Here is a 16980-nt window from a genome sequence, read left to right as displayed (position 1 = left end):
GCAACCTTGCACTTGTACCTACAGTGGTCACATGAGCACTATGGGACACGTGGCCCCTCCACCGCTCGCCGAACTCACCGCGCGCGCCCAGACGTTGTCGTCTGCCGGCGACCTCGCGGGGGCCCGGCGCGTGCTGGACAACGTGCTCGACCCGGCCGCCGCCACCGACCCCCGGCAGGCCGACGCCGACCTCGCGCTGGCCGCGGCCCTGCACGCACGCATCCTGATCGCCCTCGGCGACGCCCACGGCGCCCGGCTCTGGGCCGGCTATGCCCACGCCGCCGAGGAACGCCTGCACGGCCCCCAGCACGACCGCACGATCGGCGCCGCCGCCACGCACGCGGCCGTCCTGCAGCGGGTCGGCCACTTCGGCCGGGCCGCCCAGGTCTATCGCCAGCTCGTGGGCGACCTGACCGAGCTCGAGGGCGCCGACTCCCCACGGGTGCTGGCGGCCGAGGCCGACCTGGCCACGGCCGAGCACGCGGCGGGTCACTGCACGGCCGCCCGCTCCCGGCTCACGGCGGCCTGGCGGCGGCACAGCAAGCGCTACGGCGACGCGTCCCCGGCCGGCATCAAGATGCTGGCCCGCCTCGGCGCGATGGAGCGCGAGTGCGGCCGCGACGAGCAGGCCCGCGAGCATCTGGCCAAGGCGCAGGAGCTGTGCGCCCGCTATCTGCCCTTCGACCACCCCCTCGTACGCCAGGTGGCCGCGCTGGTGGCGGGCTCCGCGTCGGGCAAGCACGTCTGCGGGCGGGTCGAGCAGTCCGACGGCCCCGGCGTGACCACGGTCGGCGCCCCCGGCGTGCGGACAGTGCCCTTCCCGCGGCGCCCCACCGTGCCCGACCCCGAGGAGTTCCCGCCCGACGACCCCGCCCAGCCGCCGGCCGACAACCGCCCGACCGATCCCAACGGCACGGTCTATCAGCAGCCGCTCTATCTGGCCGACGTGCACCAGGAGCCCGGTGACCTGCAGGGCCGCCACGCCCGCGCCGACACTCCCCCGCCGATGCCCGGCCGCCGCGCCCCCGACTACGGCCCCGACGGCCGTCCCCAGCCGGTCGGCTCGGCCCCCGCCTCGACGTACACGCTGCCCCCGAACACCGAAAGGCGCCTTCCCGTACGCACGGAGCCCGCCCCCGGCCCACGCCGGCGCCAGCCCTTCGTGCTCGCCGCCGTGCTCGTCGCGGGCGTGGCCGCCGCGGTCGCCGTCGTGGCCCTCACCCTCCCCGACGCCGACGGAGCCGAGGGCCCGGCGGCCACCGCGACTACACCGCCCGCCGCCTCCTCCGCGGCTCCGCCACCGCCCTCGACCGCGGCCACCAGCCGCCCGCCGACCGCCGACCCCGGCGCCCCCACCGGCGTCAAACTCCGCGACAACCGCGACAGCGTCCTGCTGCAGTGGACATACCCCCGCAATTCGGAAGGCCCGATCCTGGTCTCGGGCGGCCGCGCCGGGCAGCCGCAGAAGCCGTTCCAGCAGTTGCCCGCGGGCAGCACCGACTACGTGGTCTACGGCCTCAACGAGTCGTCGAACTACTGCTTCACAATCGCGATCGCCTACGCCACCAACAACATCGACCGCTCGGCCCCGGTCTGCACCAAACGCTGACACCTCGCCCCGAGTTCTCCGGCCCTCAGAGATGACCACTGTGCCGCAGCGATCGGACGGGAAGCCGCGCGGTCAGCAGCCATCGGGCCGTCGACCTGACGATCGTGGGCAAGTCGCTGTCGGCGCGTACTCGTCGTAGCGTCGCTTCGTCGCCGTCGGTTCCGGCCCCGTACACGACACCATGCAGAACCGAGGCGCCGATCATCGAAGGGCGCCGCGCAAGGCGCGTCTGCACTTCGAGGATTTTCGACCACGGTGTCACGGCCGGGCCCTCCGCGCAGTGCGGCAAGGCCCAGGCTGCGGCCAGCCGAGCGCTCTCCTCGGCGTGGGGATCGGTCAGGATCCGGTGGAGCACCGGCCGATGGTTTCCCGACCGCAGCAGCGTCATCGTCCGCAACAGGACGCCTAGGTCGCAGTGCCGCCGTCGCCGCAAGTCCTCCTCAATCTCGACGAGCAGGCAGGAAGCGACGGCAGCGCGGACCGGAGTGCCGGCGATGAACATGGCAGCCAGCATCCGATCGTCCGGGTTCGGGTCGTAAAGCGCCTGTCCGACCAGCTCGGTCAGCATCTCGTCCGTACTCGGCCCGGCGGGCGACACGCGGGCACAGGCACGCGTCGAGATCCGGCGAGGCCGGGAACTGGTCGCCCAGACGGAAGCCGCGTCGGCCCGCGTCGCCCCGCCGGCCCGGAGTTCCGACTCAACTTCAGACGCGAGTCGTCGTAGTCCCTCGTCGAGGGTTGAGTCGTTCAGCAGGCTAGTGACAGCCCGGCCGATCCGGCTTGAGTCCTCGTGTGTGAAATGGCGGCGCCGGATCTTTCGAGACGCCGCGAGCAAGGCCCCGACGAGCGCTCGATCCGAAGCCGGTGACTCGACGGCTTGGCGGATGTATCGGCCGGCGACGAGATCAGGCGAGGAATCCAGCAGGGAGAGCGGCTCGATCACGACCGGCGTGCTGTCTTCGGCGAGATCGATGCACGCCCCGATCGCCGATGCACCGGCCCACCGGTGTTCCAGCAACCGACTCAGCGCCTCCTGCCGTTGCAACCAACCGCAGTGCTCCGCAACCACCAGTTCGCCCAGCAGCCGATCGCTGACCGCGTCCCAGAGGCGCGGCGGGTGGAGCCTCAGATCTGGCGCCGCCCGGACATGATCCGACAGCTCGATCCAACTTGGGCCGCCCATCTCATCCTTGCCGGCCGAGCGCTCCAGTAGTTCGTGCAAACGCTTGTCATCGTCGACGGCCGTGGCGCCCGGCCCGCTCGCCGTGCCGGCAGCTCGCTCGATCGCGTGTTTGAGAGCCGTCAGGCATCCGAGCTCCAGCCCGAGGAGACCTTCGTACCGATTCACCGTCGCTGTCGAGATGGCCGTCTTACCACTCTCCCAGCGCGACACGGTCGGGGCGTCCGGCGTATGGCCACCGCCAGGCCAGGCACGTGCGAAGTTCTTGGCGATCCGAAGCTCCTCGTCGGCGCCGAGCTTCCGATTGACCTTCAGTAACCAACCGATCCGGCGTCTGACCGTTCTGACCGACACGGGCGGCAATGTAGCGGGACATACAAGATCAAGGCAATCATGTCGCCCGATTGCAGCAATAGGCCGGCCTTGCAATTGATCTACGGGACCGTCGGCGGCCTGAGTAGCCTTCGCTCGCAGGTCGCCCGATCAGCGGAGGAACTGATGAAGACTCGTCGATTCAAGAAGCCGCTACACCTTTCGCTCGCCCTGACCGTCGCCGCCACCGCTTTCACCGTCGCCGCGGCCGCTCCGGCATCAGCCGCCACCGAATGCCGCGGCTCTGCCTGCAATGGAATCGACCCGGCAGAGACGCCCTGCGGCGCCGATGCCGGCAACATCGATTCCTTTCACTACAGCGGCACTAATGAATGGTTGCAGGGCGCATTGATGGAGCTTCGCCGATCGTCGGCTTGCGACGCCGCCTGGGCGCGTGTCACCGGCGGCGACTGCATGCCGCCGTGGCGCGATTGCGGCTTCGTTCTGGAGGTGTCGGGTGACTCCGCCCAACTCGGGTCCAATCCCCGGGCAGGCCAGCACTGGACTCCGATGTGGTCCTTCCGGTCCTACGTCCGGGGGTGCTTCGTCACCTACGAAATGAACCCGGATGCCGAGTACACGCGTGATCAGTGCACGGCCTGGCGCTGAAAGGACAATAGATCGGCAATGCGATCGATACTGCATCTGATCCGAGCGCATCCGGTGTCGACCGGCATCGGGATCCTGCTGGCTCTGGCCGGCATATTTATCAGCCTGCCCGCCGACAGCGGCGGCAAGTTTCTGGCCTTCGCCGGTGCCGCCCTGCTTCTGGGGGCGCTTCCGCTCCTGTATGGATCGCGACGCGCGCGGGTCGGCGGGGCCGTCCTCGGATTCGCGGGCGCCGGGTTGTGGGCATTCGTCTTCGCGACCCTGGGAATCGATGCTTTCGTTTACTACTTCCGCTCACCCGAGGTCACGGTGAATCCGTTATCGGGCACCCACTCAACGGCATTCACCGGCGCCGGAGAAGGCTTCTCGCCGAACGGTGGCGTCGAGGTTACGGCGACCAAACCGGACGGCAGCAGGTATCGGGGCCTGCACTCCATGACGGCCGACTCGGCCGGACATCTGGAGTGGAGCTGGAAGTGGGAGAGCGGTGATCCCGACGGCAAATGGCGGGTCACGTTCAAGGACATGAAGACCGGCAAGCCGGCGTATGCGGAATTCATCATTCAAGGGAAAGAACCGGCACCGACGGCCGCCCGGCCCGAGGTCGAGGTCTCTCCCAAGGCCGGCGATCGGAACACGCACTTCCAAGGCACGGCATCGGGCTTCACACCGGCCGGGTCGGTGCTGATCACCGCGATCCAGCCAGACGGCCGGAGGTATCCGCAGGAATATCGCAAGACGCCGGACGGCTCGGGTCGATTCACCTGGTCGTGGCGGTGGGACTCAGGCGACGCCACCGGAAGGTGGACCATCGTTTTCGACGACCAGGGCGGCAGTCATGACGCCCGGGTCGAGCTCACAATCCGATGAACAGCCGACGAGGACGTGATGAGCGTGCCCACCTGCGGTGTGTCGCCTGGGCGATGCCGTGCACCAGGCGGGCCAGGCCCGCTGCTCCGTCGGGGTCGTCGGCTCGGCGAACGACGGTCAGGATGGGGCGGACCTCGTCCAGTTCGATGGCGGCTTGCAGCAACACATAGTGCAGGACCAGGGCGGCCAGGCGGGCGTTGCCGTCGTCGTACGGGTGGAAGAACGCGACGTCGAGGTACGCCCGGGCGGCCCGGGACGCTGCCGGGAGGGTGGGGTCGGCCGCGTCGTGCAGGCACGATGCGTACCGCTGCTCGGTGTCGGCGTGCAGGCCGTACCGGTCCCGGCCGTTCTTGGCGAAGGCCGGGCCGCGGCGGAAGGTGACCTCGGGCAGGCCGCGCAGCAGGGCGTTCCAGCGGGCCGTCACGGCGGGGGTGAGAGCCGCGCCCGTGGTCGCCGTCCGGCGGACCTCGGTGGGCAGCGAGCCGAGCCTGGGGTGGGTGGCGAACCCGTCCCGTACGGCGTGGATCGGGCTGGTCAGGTGAGGGACGACGGTGCGCCACGGCACCTGCTCGCGGATCTGCTGCCAGGCCGTCAGCTGGTCAGGGAAGGACACCGGCCACCTTTCCGGCCAGGCGCCCGGCCACCGACTCGACCAGCTGGCTGTCCGGCTCGGCCCAGCTGGCGAATCGGCCGCCGATCGCGTGATCGAGCAGCCGGCCGCGTTCGGCGGGGGCGACGCCGGCCGCCTCGAGGAACCAGCCGAGCACCGTTGTGCAGCAGCGGTACCAGGCGGACTCGTACTGCGCACGCTCTCCGACCGCGGTCACCAGGTGGGCGACCGCTCGCTCCCAGCCGTCGAGGTCGTCCGGGGCCAGCGGCAGGTAACGGTCGAAGCAGTCGGCGATCTCCACCAGCCAGTCGTGCCATTCGATCAGGGCGGCGGTGACGACGGCGGCGGTCGCTTCCGGGGTGGTGACCGAATCCGAGTAGCAGCACCAGTTGGCGACCGGGCCGCCGTCGAAGTCGGCCTCGCCGATCCCCCAGCGCCAGCCGAGCGTCCACGTTCCATAGCGGTCCATCAGGCCGATCGCGATGCTCTCCAGCCACAAGTCCCGCAGACGCCAATCCGCTTCCTGCGCCGGCGGTGCCGTCACCAGCGGGGCCACCACTGCGGCGACCGTCGCCGGGTCGAAGCTCCGCGCCCGCGGATCGACATCGGCCCACGTCAGCGAGGTCGGGTGGGGGATCTGCTGGGTGAAGTGCTCGGGGTGCCAGCGGCCGATGCCGGGTGCCTTCACCGCGCGCCAGGCCACCGGATCCCCCGTACGGCCGGGGTCGGCCGGGGCCATGGCGGCGAACCGGCCGCGCGCGTCGGTGGCCAGTTCGACGGTGAGTTCGTGCCAGGCCACGAGGGCGCGGGCCAGGCGGTCAAGGGTCTCGGCGGGCGTCGTGATGGTCAGCCAGACGTCCCTCCAGATCGGAATGACGCCACGATCCTGGTAGTCCTCCAACTCCACCGTGTGTTGCCAGCCCACGGCCCACGGGCCGAGACGCTCGACCAGGGCCGCCGTCATCCGGTCCCACCAGAAGTCGGCGAGCCGCCAGTCGGTGCCGGGCGGCGGGACGTCGGCCGCCGGGGGCAGCGACCGCACCAACGCGGCCACACCCGCCGGGTCGAAATCGGGGCGGGTCGCGGGGTCGACGTCACGCCAGGTGAGCGAGCGGAACTCGGGCAGGTCGACACGGTCGACGGTCACAATGGTCGGCCTTTCCTCGGACAGCCGTAGGCAACCAGTCAAGAGCGGCCGGCCGTGGCCACGGCGCCCTCGATGACTACCTGTAGGCAGTCGCGGAAGAGGTCGTCGACTGTGCGGCCGGGCTGGAAGTAGTCGGTGATGGCGGCGACCACGGTCGGGTGTTGTTCGGTGAAGGTGGGCAGGTCGAAGCCTTCGAGGGCGGCCCCCTCCGGGCGCGGGGCCTGCTCCTCGAGGACGTGGCCGACGGTGAAGCGTTCGACGGTCAGGACGATCACGCGGGCCTGCCGGAGCGGGATGCCGCGGGCCACCAGCGTGCTCATGGCCAGCTCGGAGAGCGCGGCCACGGTGCGGGACAGCTGGGCGGCGGAGACGACCCGGGCGCCGTCCGGGTGGGCCAGCAGGGCTCGGCGCAGCCGCTCGGCGAGGGCGCCCAGCCACTCGGGCCAGGGCTGATCGGGCTCGGGCGGGGCCACGGCGGCGAACTCCTGGTCGAGGATCGCGTCGGCGATCGCGGTGACCAGGGCGGCCTTGTTGGGCACGTGCCAGTAGAGCGTCGGCGACTGCACGCCGAGCCGGGCGGCGAGTTTGCGGGTCGTCACGCCGTCGAAGCCCTCGGCGTCGAGCAGGGCGACGGCCTCGTCGACGATCCGCTGTCGATCAAGCGCCAAAATCGGTACCTCCACCGGCACTCTATCAGTGCTAGATTCTCTCTATCACTGATAGAGAGGGACAAGGAATGAAGCTCCTGCACCGAGTGACTCATCTGATTCCCGGCGTGCCAGCGCACGCCGAACGGCCGGTCGGGCACCAAGGCCATGGGCTCGCCGCGCACCCCGCGCCGCCGCACCACAACCGTCCGCCCCGGTTCCTGCCGGGCTGGCAGCGCCGGATCGCGGCGCTCTTCGGCCGGGAGTCGTGATGAAAGCCGCGGTGCTGCACGAGATCGGTGGCATCCCCCGCTACGAGGACTTCCCCGATCCCGTCGCCGGGGACGACGAGGTGGTCATCGACGTCAAGGCGGTGGCGGTCGAGACCGTCGACAAGCGCATCGCGGCCGGCACCCACTACGCGAGCGGGGGATACACCGCGCGACTGCCGGCGATTCCGGGCTTCGACGGCGTGGGCACGCTTCCGGACGGCACGCTGGTCGGGTTCGGCAACCCGCGTCTGCCCTACGGCGCGCTGGCCGAGAGGACCGTCGTGCCCGTGGGGGCGTCCGTGCCGATCGTGGAAGGCCTGGACCCGGCGGTCGCGACCGTGTTGGGCACGGCGATCACCGGCATGTCGATCAGGACCGCGGGCGGCTTCATGCCGGGCGAGACCGTGCTGGTGCAGGGGGCCACCGGGGTCGCGGGACGGCTCGCGGTGCAGGTGGCCCGGCTGCTCGGCGCCGGACGCATCGTCGCGACCGGCCGTGACGACGATCAGTTGCGGGAGGTACGGAGTCTGGGCGCCGACGTGGTGATCAACACTGCCGTGGCGGACGAGGCGCTCGCGCAGGCCTACGTGGATGCCAAGGGCGACGGATACGACGTCGTGCTCGACTACCTGTGGGGGCGGCCCACCGAGATCCTGCTGCGATCGCTGGTCCCGCGGACGTTCGCCTTCGGGAAACCGACCCGGCTGATCCAGATCGGGGAATCCGCGGGTGGCACGCTCACTGTCGCCGCGGAGAGCCTGCGCACCTCCGGGGTCGAGATCTGCGGGGCGGCCAAGGGGCTCGACGCCGGGACCATGCAGGAGGCGTACGGGCAGGTGGTGGACTGGACGCGGGCCGGGCGGCTGACCTTCGACGTGCTGAGGGTCCCGCTGAGCGACATCGAGACCGCCTGGCAGTGCACCGACCTGCGGGGTCGCCGGCTGGTCGTCGTGCCGTGAGTCAGAACCGGATCGTCTGGAGGACGCCGCGGCCGTCCGTGGCGAGGCCACCGTCGCCGACCTTCAGGCCGCCGTTCGGGCCGGTCAGGGAGAAAGCGCCGGAGTCGCCTTCCGGAGCGATCGTCCAGGTCTGGGCCGGGGCCGCGTTCTCGCACGGTTGCAGGGTCAGTCGCACCCCGCTGGTGGCCGCGACGCAATAGCCGGGGCGGGCGGCCGGGGTGACCACCACCCGGTTCGGAGTGTCGACCGGGGCCGGGAAGATGATCATGCTGGTGGTCTCGTCCTTGGCGGATCCGGAGAAGTCGACCACGCCACCCACTCCTACCTGCATCCACCGGTCCAGGCCGTCGTCGGGCACGTCGATCACGACCCTGGCGTTCAGGTCGACGCCGCGCACGGTGATGGTCGAGGTCACGTCGCTGGAGGGCCGGGACGGGAGTGGGGGCGGCCACGAGAACGACGGCGTCACGCTCGGGGCCGCCGGTTGAGGAGTCCGATCGGGATCACCGCCCCCGCGGTTGAGCACCGTGCCGAGGCCGGCCGCCGCGATCAGCACGGCGGCGAAGGCGGCGCCGACCGCCCGGTTGCGCCGGCGCCGGTCGCCGCGGCGGCGGATCTCGGCGGCCGGGGCGGGGCCGGTGGTCCGTTGCAGATGTTCCGCGTAGGCGTCGAGTCCTTCCCGGATCCGGTCGTCAGACATCGCGGCGCTCCTGGCCCATCTCGAAAGTGTCGCTGTCGTTCAGGTGAGCGGCCAGGGCCCGGCGTCCGCGGGCCAGCCAGGTGGTGATCGTGCCGGCCGGGATGCCGAGCTCGGAATGGATCTCGGCCACGGTCAGCCCGGCCACGTGGTGCAGCACGATCACCCGGCGCTGGTCGGCCGGGATCTTGCGGAGGGCCGCGACGATCGCGACGTGGTCCGGGCCGAGCTCGTCGACGGTCTGGTCGGTCGTCTCGCGCCAGTGGGCCTGGATCCGGTTGACGGCCTTGCGCCAGGTGCTCACCGCTTGGCGGTAGGCGACCTGGCGTACCCAGGCCTCGGGGTTCTCGTACTTGCTGATCTTGTGCCAGCGGTTCCAGGCTCGCAGGTACGCCTCGGCCACGGCGTCCTCGGCCTCGGCCCGGCTGCCGACCATCATGGCCACGTGGGCCAGGACGCGACGCGAGGACAACGCGTAGAAGGAGTCGAAGTCCTCGGCGTCACGCATGGGGAAGGGAAGCTCCGTGGGTCAGCCGGCGTACTTGATGGTCTGCAGGCCCACCCGGCCCCGGCCGTTCGTCGTGATCTTGCCATTGTCGACCCGAATGACCCCGTACGCCCCGTGAAGCTCGAATTGCCCGGAGTCGCCCGCCGGGACGATCGTGAAGACCTGCTGCGTACGGCCGGTCTTACAGGTCTCCAGCTTCAGCGCGGCACCTTTGGTGTCGGCGACGCAGTAGCCCGGGCCCAGGTCCTCGTTGTAGAAGGGCGGCTTGATCAGCACCTTGTTCTTCCCGCGTACGGGGGCCGCCTTGAGCGACATCATCGTGTTGTCGGTCCGCGCGGTGCCGGTGAAGTCGACGCCGTTCTTGCCGACCGACAGCCACCGGTCGACCCCGTCGTCGGCCACGTCGATCAGCACGCCCTTGTTGATCGTGATGCCGAGCTTGACCAGCTGACTGACGTCGGAGGTCGCCACCGAAGGCTTGGCCGGCGACGCCGCCGAAGAAGGCTTGGCGGCCGGCGACGCCACGCTGGCGACGGGCGAGGTGGCGGAAGACGCGACAGGCGTAGTAGCGGGCTGAGCGGCCGGAGCGGCGCTGTTGGCGCAGGCGGTGAGGCTGAGGGCACCGAAGACGGCGGCAGCTCCAAAGGCGATGGAACGCATGGGGGGTCTCCTTCAGTAGGGATGTGCCACGAACACGCCCCACGAGGAGTCCCGATTTCAGACCGAAGGTAACGAAAAGATAACGGCTGCCGGGCGCAGCGGCGCCGAGGACGGTTCGTATCCTGGTGGGATGGATGAAGACCAGTTGGAGGCCGTTGCCGACTTCGCCGCGCTAGGGCTGCGGCCGGAGCTGCTGCGCGCGCTGGCTGGTCTGGGCTACGAGGAGCCCACCCCGATCCAGCGCGAGGCCATCCCGCCCCTGGTCGAGGGCAAGGATCTGGTCGGCCAGGCCGCGACGGGCACGGGCAAGACGGCCGCCTTCGCGCTGCCGCTGCTGCAGGGCCTCGAGGCCGGGGCGCAGGACGGGCCGGCGTCGCTGGTGCTGGTGCCGACCCGCGAGCTGGCCGAGCAGGTGTCGCAGGCGGTCCACCGCTACGGGCGCGAGCTCGGCGTGCAGGTCCTCCCCGTCTACGGCGGGCAGCCGATCACCCGTCAGCTGCAGGTGCTGCGGCGCGGCGTCGACATCGTGGTGGGCACGCCGGGCCGGGTCCTCGACCACATCGAGCGGGGCACCCTGCAGCTCGGCGAGGTGGGCGCGGTCGTGCTCGACGAGGCCGACGAGATGCTCGACATGGGCTTCGCCGAGGACATCGAGGCCATCCTGGCCGAGACGCCCGACACCCGGCAGACCGTGCTCTTCTCGGCGACCATGCCGCCGCGCATCGACGCCATCGCCCGCCGCCACCTGCGCGACCCGCTGCGCATCCGGATGGGCCGCGACACCGCCACGGCCGACACCCTGCCCAAGGTGCGCCAGAGCGCCTTCCTGATCGCCCGCGCCCACAAGACGGCCGCGCTCGGCCGCGTGCTCGACGTCGAGGCGCCGCAGGCGGCGATCGTGTTCTGCCGCACCCGCGAGGAGGTCGACGAGGTCACCCAGAGCCTCAACGGCCGGGGTTATCGGGCCGAGGCGCTGCACGGCGGCATGAGCCAGGATCAGCGCGACCGGGTGATGGGCCGGCTCCGCGGCGGCAGCACCGAGCTGCTGGTGGCCACCGACGTGGCGGCCCGCGGGCTCGACGTCGACCTGCTGACCCACGTCATCAACTACAACGTGCCCTCGGCCCCCGAGGCGTACGTGCACCGCATCGGCCGGGTCGGCCGGGCCGGGCGCGAGGGCGCCGCCATCACCCTGGCCGAGCCGCGCGAGCAGCGGATGATCAAGGCGATCGAGCGCCTGACCGGGCAGCGCATCACCATGGAGAAGCTGCCCACCGTCACCGACCTGCGGGCGCGCCGCCTGGAGCTGCTGCGCACGACCGTGCGGGAGACGCTGGAGGACGACGACCTCGAGCGGTTCCGGCCGATCCTCGAGCGGCTCGTCGACGACGCCGACATCGAGCAGGTGGCGCTGGCCGGCCTGAAGCTGCTCAACGACGCGAACGGCGGCGACGTCGACGAGCCCGAGATCCCGGCCGCGATGCCCCCGCGCGAGCGCGAGCAGCGCGACCGCACCAAGCCGGGCGGGGGCCGCTTCCCCAACGAGCGCCGCCCGCGGGGGAACAACGACGACACCACCCGGCTGTTCGTCGGCATCGGCCGCCGGGCCGGCCTGCGCCCGCAGGATCTGGTCGGCGCCATCACCAACGAGTCCGGCCTGCCGGCCCGCGACGTCGGGGCGATCCAGATCACCGACCGCTTCGCGCTGGTCGAGGTGCCCGAGGGCGAGGCCGACCGGGTGATCCAGTCACTGCAGAAGAGCACGATCCGCGGCAAGCGCCCGACCGTGCGCCGGGAAAGGTACAACCGCTAGGCCGCCGGGATCGTCTGCACGGTCCGGTGGGAGCGAACTACGACGGGAGTGATCGGCATGGCTGAGGAGAAGGCGATTCTGGCCGGGGGCTGCTTCTGGGGGATGCAGGATCTGATCCGCCGCCGGCCCGGGGTGATCACGACCAGGGTCGGCTACACCGGGGGCCGGGTCGAGAACGCGACCTACTACAACCACGACGGCCACGCCGAGGCCATCGAGATCACGTACGACCCGGCCCTGACGTCGTACCGGGATCTGCTCGAGTTCTTCTTCCAGATCCACGACCCGACCACGCTCAACCGGCAGGGCAACGACATCGGCACCAGCTACCGGTCGGCGATCTTCTACACCGACGACGAGCAGAAGCGGGTCGCCGAGGACACGATCGCCGACGTCGAGGCGTCGGGGCTGTGGCCGGGCAAGGTCGTCACCGAGGTCACCGCGGCCGGGCCGTTCTGGGAGGCCGAGCCGGAGCACCAGGATTATCTGGAGCGCATCCCCGACGGCTACACGTGCCACTTCCCGCGCCCGGACTGGAAGCTGCCTAAGCGCCCCGCTGCATAGGTAACTCGCCCGACGGCGAGGAAGCCGGCCGCGGGCGGGTCATCAGGGTGCCGCGATGCTCGTCGTCGCCCCGCACGAGGGCAGCGATGCGCTCGCACACTTCGGGCTCGATCGGGCTCAGCGTGGGCCGGGCCGGCTGCTGGGTGATCCAGCCCTGCACGTGCCGGATCCGCTGCTCGTAGATCTCGCGCAGGGTCAGCGGGGACTCGTCGTCGACGCCCTCGACGATGACGACCCGCGGCGCGTGGCTGGCGTGCCGGGCGGTGTCCATCACCAGCGACAGCTCCTTGGCGGCCAGCGGGTGGTGCAGGATCGCCCGGTCCACCTTGATCTGGGTCAGCGGCAGCTCGGCCATCCGCGACAGCGACGCGTAGCCCTCGCCGAAGTCGTCGACGGCGAACGCCACCCCGACGTCGCGGGCGATCGCGGCCAGCCGGTTGTGGAAGTACGCGTGCGGCGCCTCGGCCCACTGCTCGCCGCGGCGGGGCTCGATCGGGTCCTGCTCCGAGATCTCCAGCGTGATCGCGGCCGGGTCGAGGCCCAGCTCGGCGATCGCCGTCCGCAACACCTCGACGTACGCGTCGCTGAGCAGCGAGCGGACGGCGACGTTGATCGACAGCGGTTTCGGGGAGGCCCACGGGCCCTCGGCGTGCGCCCGGGCGTACGTGTGCAGGGCCATCCGCAGGATCACCTTGTCGCGCTCGACCACGAACCGGTCGCCCCACACCTCGGCCAGGCGCAGCATCGCGACCGGGGCCCGCGAGTCGGCCGCCGAGCGCCGGGCCAGCGCCTCGTAGCTGTGCACCTCGATCCGCCGGGCGGTCTTGCCCAGCGTGACGACCGGCTGGAACACCACGCTGTAGGACTCGAGGACCCGGCGATAGAGCTCGAAGCAGTGCTCGAACAGCGCGCGGGGCAGCCGGCCGAACGCCTCGCGCAGGGCGGTCAGCACCTCGATCTCGGCCTCGTCGGGGGCGGCCGCGAAATCCGTACGCCAGACGGTTTCGAGGATCTTGGCCACGGGCTGACCGAGGCCCAGCAGCTCGGGCGCGGGGTCGACCAGGGCCAGCAGCAGGGACCGGCCCTCGGCGTGCCGCAGCGGCACGCAGAGCACGGTGCGGTGATCGTCGTGGACGGTGTGGCCGAACCAGTCGGCGCCGGGCGGGAAGCGCAGCATCGGGCGGATCGCGTCGAGGTCGAACCGCTTGCTCGAGTCGATCGGCTGGAATCCGCCCGCGGTGTATTCGAGCAGCGCCGTCGAGTGGGCCTTGGTGGCCGCGCGCACGTATTCGACCCGCGAGGGGGCGGCCAGCCCGGCGTCGGCGCGGGTGCCGGTCGAGCGGGGGGCGGCGTGCCGGGGCATCCGCGCGTGCTGCGACAGCCTGCGGATCAGCTGCCCGATCTCGCCGGTGGCGGCGTCGAGCGGGTTGGCCAGCGGCAGCACGGCCGGCGCGGGATCACCGGCGGACCCGACGAGCACGACGTCCTCGGTCCACGACGGGCCCGTGACCAGCGGCGACAAACCCTGTTCCCGTACGGCCGCAGCCAGCCCCCCGAACGTGACGCGTTGCTGCCGGCGCAGCGTGGCCAGCACGTGCGCGGTGAGCACGCCGTGACCGATGACCGGGGTCTCGCGTTCCGCCGCGTCCTCGGCGCAGGACACCAGGGCGCCGTACCGGTGGCTCCGCGGGCCGAGGAAGCCGGACGGGCCGGCCGCGTCGACGACGAGCACGGCGGCGCCGGCGAAGAACTCGAGCACGTCCCGTTCGAGAAACGCCATCCGCAGGCCCGAGTCGGGCTTTTCGGAAAGGGCGGATTCGTCCAGATCGGGAGTGACCAAATAGGTCTCGGAGCCGCGACTCCACATCGGGGTGATCGCCTGACCCGCGAAATAGACAACAAGCAGGTCTGTTTTGTCGGCCCGGGTCGCGAATTGCCGGAGCGCAGCCTTGACGTCACTCGCTGTGACACGCGGGCCCGTGAACAGCCGCGCGTCGAAGCCCTCGAGCTCGAGCAGCTCGTGGACGGCCTCGGCGTCTCGTTCGGCGAAGCGCAGGCGGGTGTAGGCGTCGTTGACACCCACAATCACCGCGAAGCGCTGATTTGCCATCGAACGCCTCCGGTTTACGCGCACTCCCTCACTGAACTGCTTCGAGTGCGGCCGTCGCTGATGATAGCGATCAGGCCGCTCCAATCAAATCGATCTAGAGCGACATTTCCACCCGTACGGGGTAGTGATCTGAGGCGAACTCGGTCTCGTCCCCGCGGATCACCGTCATATCGGACGCGGCGTCGGCGATCCGGGGGCTGGCCAGCACGTAGTCGAGGCGCATGCGGCTGAACTCGCGGCCGCCCCCGCGCGTGGTCGGCACCGTCAGCGGCGAGCCCGAGCCAACCCGTTTCCACAGGTCGACATAGCCGGCGGCACCGAAGGCGGCCAGCGCCCGGGTGTCGGCCGTGCCGTCCGCGGCCAGGTGACGGGCGCGCAGGAAGCCGGGCTGCGGGGCGAGCGTCTCGGTGTGGTCGGTGCCCGGGTCGAGGCCGTTCAGGTCGCCGGCCAGGACAGTGGGCAGCTTGTCCGGGTTGTACCGTGCGGCCAGCCAGACCGCCTCGCGCATCCGGCGGTACGGCGAGAACGGATTCAGGTGAGTGCTCACCACGCGAAGCGGGCCGGCCGGGGTCGCCACCGTCACGATCGCGGCCGCGTGGTGCAGGCGGAACCGTACGGCCGCGCGGTCGGTGACCTGCAGGGGCGGCCGGACGAGCACGGCGACCGGCTGCCCGAGGAACGAGCGGGCCAGGTGCGGCACCATGCCCACCGCGTTGGCCAGGCCGGTCATGATCCGGCCGTCGTCGCGGTCGAAGTCGCGCAGCTCCTGCAGGGCCAGCAGGTCGGGCCGCTCCCGCTTGATCACCGTGGCGATCGCGTCGAGCCGGCCCTTGCCGCCGGTCTTGATGTTCCAGGTCATGAACCTCATACGGCCACCGGCCTCTGCTCCTGCTGCTGCCGCACGACGAGCGCCGCCTCGCTGACGGTCACGGCCCGCTCGTTCGGCCGCACGATCAAGTAGAGCGCACCGACCCAGCACGCCGTCAGCAGCGCCGCCCCGAGCACGTCGGTCGGGTGGTGCATGCCGCGATACATCCGGGACACCGCCACCAGCGCCGGCATGAGCACCGCGAGGGCCAGGAAGACATAGCGCCACCACTGCCGTACGCGGGGCATGACGACGACCGCGATGGCGACCCAGACGCACATCGTGGCCGCGATGTGGCCCGACGGGAACGACGAGGTCGGCATCTGGCCGTCCAGCTGCTCGACCGGGGGCCGCGGGCGCCCGACGGCGGCCGCGCTGGTCAGGAACAGGGTGAGCTCGCCGGCCATGGTCAGCACGATGAACACGATCGGCCGCCACTGCCGCCACAGGGCCAGCGCCAGCGGGCAGACGACCAGGCAGATCATCAGGATCGCGTGGGTGTCGCCGGCCTTGGAGGCGAGCCAGCTCAGGTAGTCGAGCCGCTCGGTGCGGAACGTCTGCAGCCACCGGTTCACGCCCTCGTCCCACGAGCCGAACGCGGTGTCATTCGTCCAGTTCGTGAAGGCGTACCCGACGAAGTAGAGGACGCCGAACGTGAACACCCAGCCGACCAGGATCTCGGCGCCCTTGGCCCACGGGTGGGGCAGCACCTTCTCCTCGGCCGGGGCGGGCTCGAGGTCGGCGGAGGCCTCCGGCTCGAGGCCGTCGGTGACGGGCGGGACGGGGTGCCCGGCCTCGCGGCGCCACACCCGGAACGCGTACGCGGTGATGCTGATCCAGGCCAGGCCGAGCAGCCACCCGGCGAGCACGTCGGAGAGGAAGTGCACGCTCAGGGCGATGCGGGTCAGCCCGACGGTCACGATGATCAGGGCCGCGACGGCCAGGATCGCGCCCTTCCAGCGCCCGCGGGTGGCCGAGAGCAGCACCAGGGCCAGCGAGCCCCAGACGATCGTCGCGCCCAGCGTGTGCCCGCTCGGGAAGCTGTTGCCGCCGCCGAACGCGACCGGGTCGGCGACCACCGGGCGCAGCCGGCCGACCAGGGCCTTGAGCGACGGGTCGAGGATCATCGCGCCGAGGCCGGTGACCGCCAGATAGATCGCCAGGCGCGGGCGGCGGCGGATCAGCAGCCACAGCACCACCATCGTGACCAGCGGGATCAGCACGCCCCGGCCACCCAGCGAGGTGATCGTGGTGATCACCTTGACGACCGCCGGATGCGGCGCGACCAGGTTGTTCATGCCCTCGGCGATCGACTGGTCGAGCTCGCGCAGCGGGGTCCAGTTGCCCCGCACGAGCAGCAGCAACAGGCCGAACCCGAGGCCCGCGAGCACCACCGCGGCCAGGCCGGCCACGCTACGCCCGGCGAAATGCCTTACCGGCGCCCATCCGGCGCGTTCCACCACATGATTGTCGTCGGTCACATAG

Annotated in this window: 17 protein-coding genes; 7 read left to right on the top strand and 10 right to left on the bottom strand. The window is 71.1% G+C overall.

Annotated elements, in window-relative coordinates; genetic code table 11:
- The first annotated feature begins 31 nt into the window (after positions 1–31).
- On the top strand, positions 32–1609 hold the full coding sequence (locus JKJ07_RS07775) for a fibronectin type III domain-containing protein (RefSeq protein ID WP_236028466.1): 1578 nt from the start codon (positions 32–34) through the stop codon (positions 1607–1609).
- Positions 1610–1634: 25 nt separating this feature from the next.
- Here the strand turns inward: JKJ07_RS07775 and JKJ07_RS07770 are convergent, their stop codons facing one another.
- Positions 1635–3143, bottom strand: coding sequence for a hypothetical protein (locus JKJ07_RS07770; RefSeq protein ID WP_202990539.1), 1509 nt, complete (start codon positions 3141–3143; stop codon positions 1635–1637).
- 144 nt (positions 3144–3287) lie between these two features.
- Between JKJ07_RS07770 and JKJ07_RS07765 the strand changes: the two genes are divergently transcribed.
- Entirely contained in the window at positions 3288–3770 is a 483-nt protein-coding gene (locus tag JKJ07_RS07765) for a DUF2690 domain-containing protein (protein WP_202990538.1), read from the top strand.
- Positions 3771–3788: 18 nt separating this feature from the next.
- Positions 3789–4640: a hypothetical protein gene (locus tag JKJ07_RS07760; protein ID WP_202990537.1), complete on the top strand. Its 852-nt coding sequence runs from the start codon at positions 3789–3791 to the stop codon at positions 4638–4640.
- On the opposite strand, the gene JKJ07_RS51625 is transcribed toward JKJ07_RS07760, so the two are convergent.
- From JKJ07_RS51625 to JKJ07_RS07745, 3 genes are read right to left on the bottom strand one after another with little or no spacing between them, the layout of a single operon-like run.
- Positions 4627–5253, bottom strand: a complete 627-nt coding sequence (locus JKJ07_RS51625) for a Fic family protein (RefSeq protein WP_202990536.1) — start codon at positions 5251–5253, stop codon at positions 4627–4629. The genes JKJ07_RS07760 and JKJ07_RS51625 overlap by 14 nt on opposite strands.
- Complete coding sequence (locus JKJ07_RS07750; protein WP_202990535.1) at positions 5240–6397, bottom strand: hypothetical protein; 1158 nt, start codon at positions 6395–6397, stop codon at positions 5240–5242. Before JKJ07_RS07750 ends, JKJ07_RS51625 begins: the two co-directional genes overlap by 14 nt.
- Before the next feature lie 38 nt (positions 6398–6435).
- Positions 6436–7065, bottom strand: a complete 630-nt coding sequence (locus JKJ07_RS07745) for a TetR/AcrR family transcriptional regulator C-terminal domain-containing protein (protein ID WP_202990534.1) — start codon at positions 7063–7065, stop codon at positions 6436–6438.
- A gap of 107 nt (positions 7066–7172) precedes the next feature.
- Here JKJ07_RS07745 and JKJ07_RS07740 point away from each other — a divergent pair, with 107 nt between their 5' ends.
- Positions 7173–7316 carry a hypothetical protein gene (locus tag JKJ07_RS07740; RefSeq protein ID WP_202990533.1) on the top strand — a complete coding sequence of 48 codons (144 nt, stop codon included), beginning with the start codon at positions 7173–7175 and terminating at the stop codon, positions 7314–7316.
- Positions 7316–8275: a quinone oxidoreductase family protein gene (locus JKJ07_RS07735; protein ID WP_202990532.1), complete on the top strand. Its 960-nt coding sequence runs from the start codon at positions 7316–7318 to the stop codon at positions 8273–8275. Before JKJ07_RS07740 ends, JKJ07_RS07735 begins: the two co-directional genes overlap by 1 nt.
- 1 nt (position 8276) lies before the next feature.
- Here the strand turns inward: JKJ07_RS07735 and JKJ07_RS07730 are convergent, their stop codons facing one another.
- From JKJ07_RS07730 to JKJ07_RS07720, 3 genes are read right to left on the bottom strand one after another with little or no spacing between them, the layout of a single operon-like run.
- Complete coding sequence (locus tag JKJ07_RS07730; protein WP_202990531.1) at positions 8277–8975, bottom strand: hypothetical protein; 699 nt, start codon at positions 8973–8975, stop codon at positions 8277–8279.
- Complete coding sequence (locus JKJ07_RS07725) at positions 8968–9480, bottom strand: sigma-70 family RNA polymerase sigma factor (RefSeq protein ID WP_202990530.1); 513 nt, start codon at positions 9478–9480, stop codon at positions 8968–8970. The genes JKJ07_RS07730 and JKJ07_RS07725 overlap by 8 nt, the downstream gene beginning before the upstream one ends.
- Positions 9481–9501: 21 nt before the next feature.
- Positions 9502–10140: a hypothetical protein gene (locus JKJ07_RS07720; RefSeq protein ID WP_202990529.1), complete on the bottom strand. Its 639-nt coding sequence runs from the start codon at positions 10138–10140 to the stop codon at positions 9502–9504.
- 130 nt (positions 10141–10270) lie between these two features.
- Here JKJ07_RS07720 and JKJ07_RS07715 point away from each other — a divergent pair, with 130 nt between their 5' ends.
- Together JKJ07_RS07715 and msrA are read left to right on the top strand one after the other, a co-directional pair.
- A complete protein-coding gene (locus JKJ07_RS07715; protein WP_202990528.1) occupies positions 10271–11953 on the top strand; it encodes a DEAD/DEAH box helicase in 1683 nt (560 codons plus the stop codon).
- Positions 11954–12010: 57 nt separating this feature from the next.
- Entirely contained in the window at positions 12011–12517 is a 507-nt protein-coding gene (gene msrA, locus JKJ07_RS07710) for a peptide-methionine (S)-S-oxide reductase MsrA (protein ID WP_202990527.1), read from the top strand.
- On the opposite strand, the gene JKJ07_RS07705 is transcribed toward msrA, so the two are convergent.
- The 3 genes from JKJ07_RS07705 to JKJ07_RS07695 form a co-directional block, all read right to left on the bottom strand.
- Positions 12498–14627: an EAL domain-containing protein gene (locus JKJ07_RS07705; protein WP_236028465.1), complete on the bottom strand. Its 2130-nt coding sequence runs from the start codon at positions 14625–14627 to the stop codon at positions 12498–12500. The two genes, msrA and JKJ07_RS07705, sit on opposite strands and share 20 nt — an antisense overlap.
- 94 nt (positions 14628–14721) lie before the next feature.
- The gene (locus tag JKJ07_RS07700; RefSeq protein WP_202990526.1) at positions 14722–15495 is read right to left on the bottom strand and encodes an endonuclease/exonuclease/phosphatase family protein; all 774 of its coding nucleotides are present in this window, start codon (positions 15493–15495) and stop codon (positions 14722–14724) included.
- A complete protein-coding gene (locus JKJ07_RS07695; protein WP_202990525.1) occupies positions 15492–16976 on the bottom strand; it encodes a phosphatase PAP2 family protein in 1485 nt (494 codons plus the stop codon). The genes JKJ07_RS07700 and JKJ07_RS07695 overlap by 4 nt, the downstream gene beginning before the upstream one ends.
- Positions 16977–16980: the final 4 nt, after the last annotated feature.

The sequence above is a fragment of the Paractinoplanes lichenicola genome (genome assembly GCF_016785085.1).
GTDB classification, from domain to species: domain Bacteria; phylum Actinomycetota; class Actinomycetes; order Mycobacteriales; family Micromonosporaceae; genus Actinoplanes; species Actinoplanes lichenicola.
Note: the sequence above shows the minus strand (reverse complement) of the source record. Positions and strands in the feature narration are given on the sequence as shown.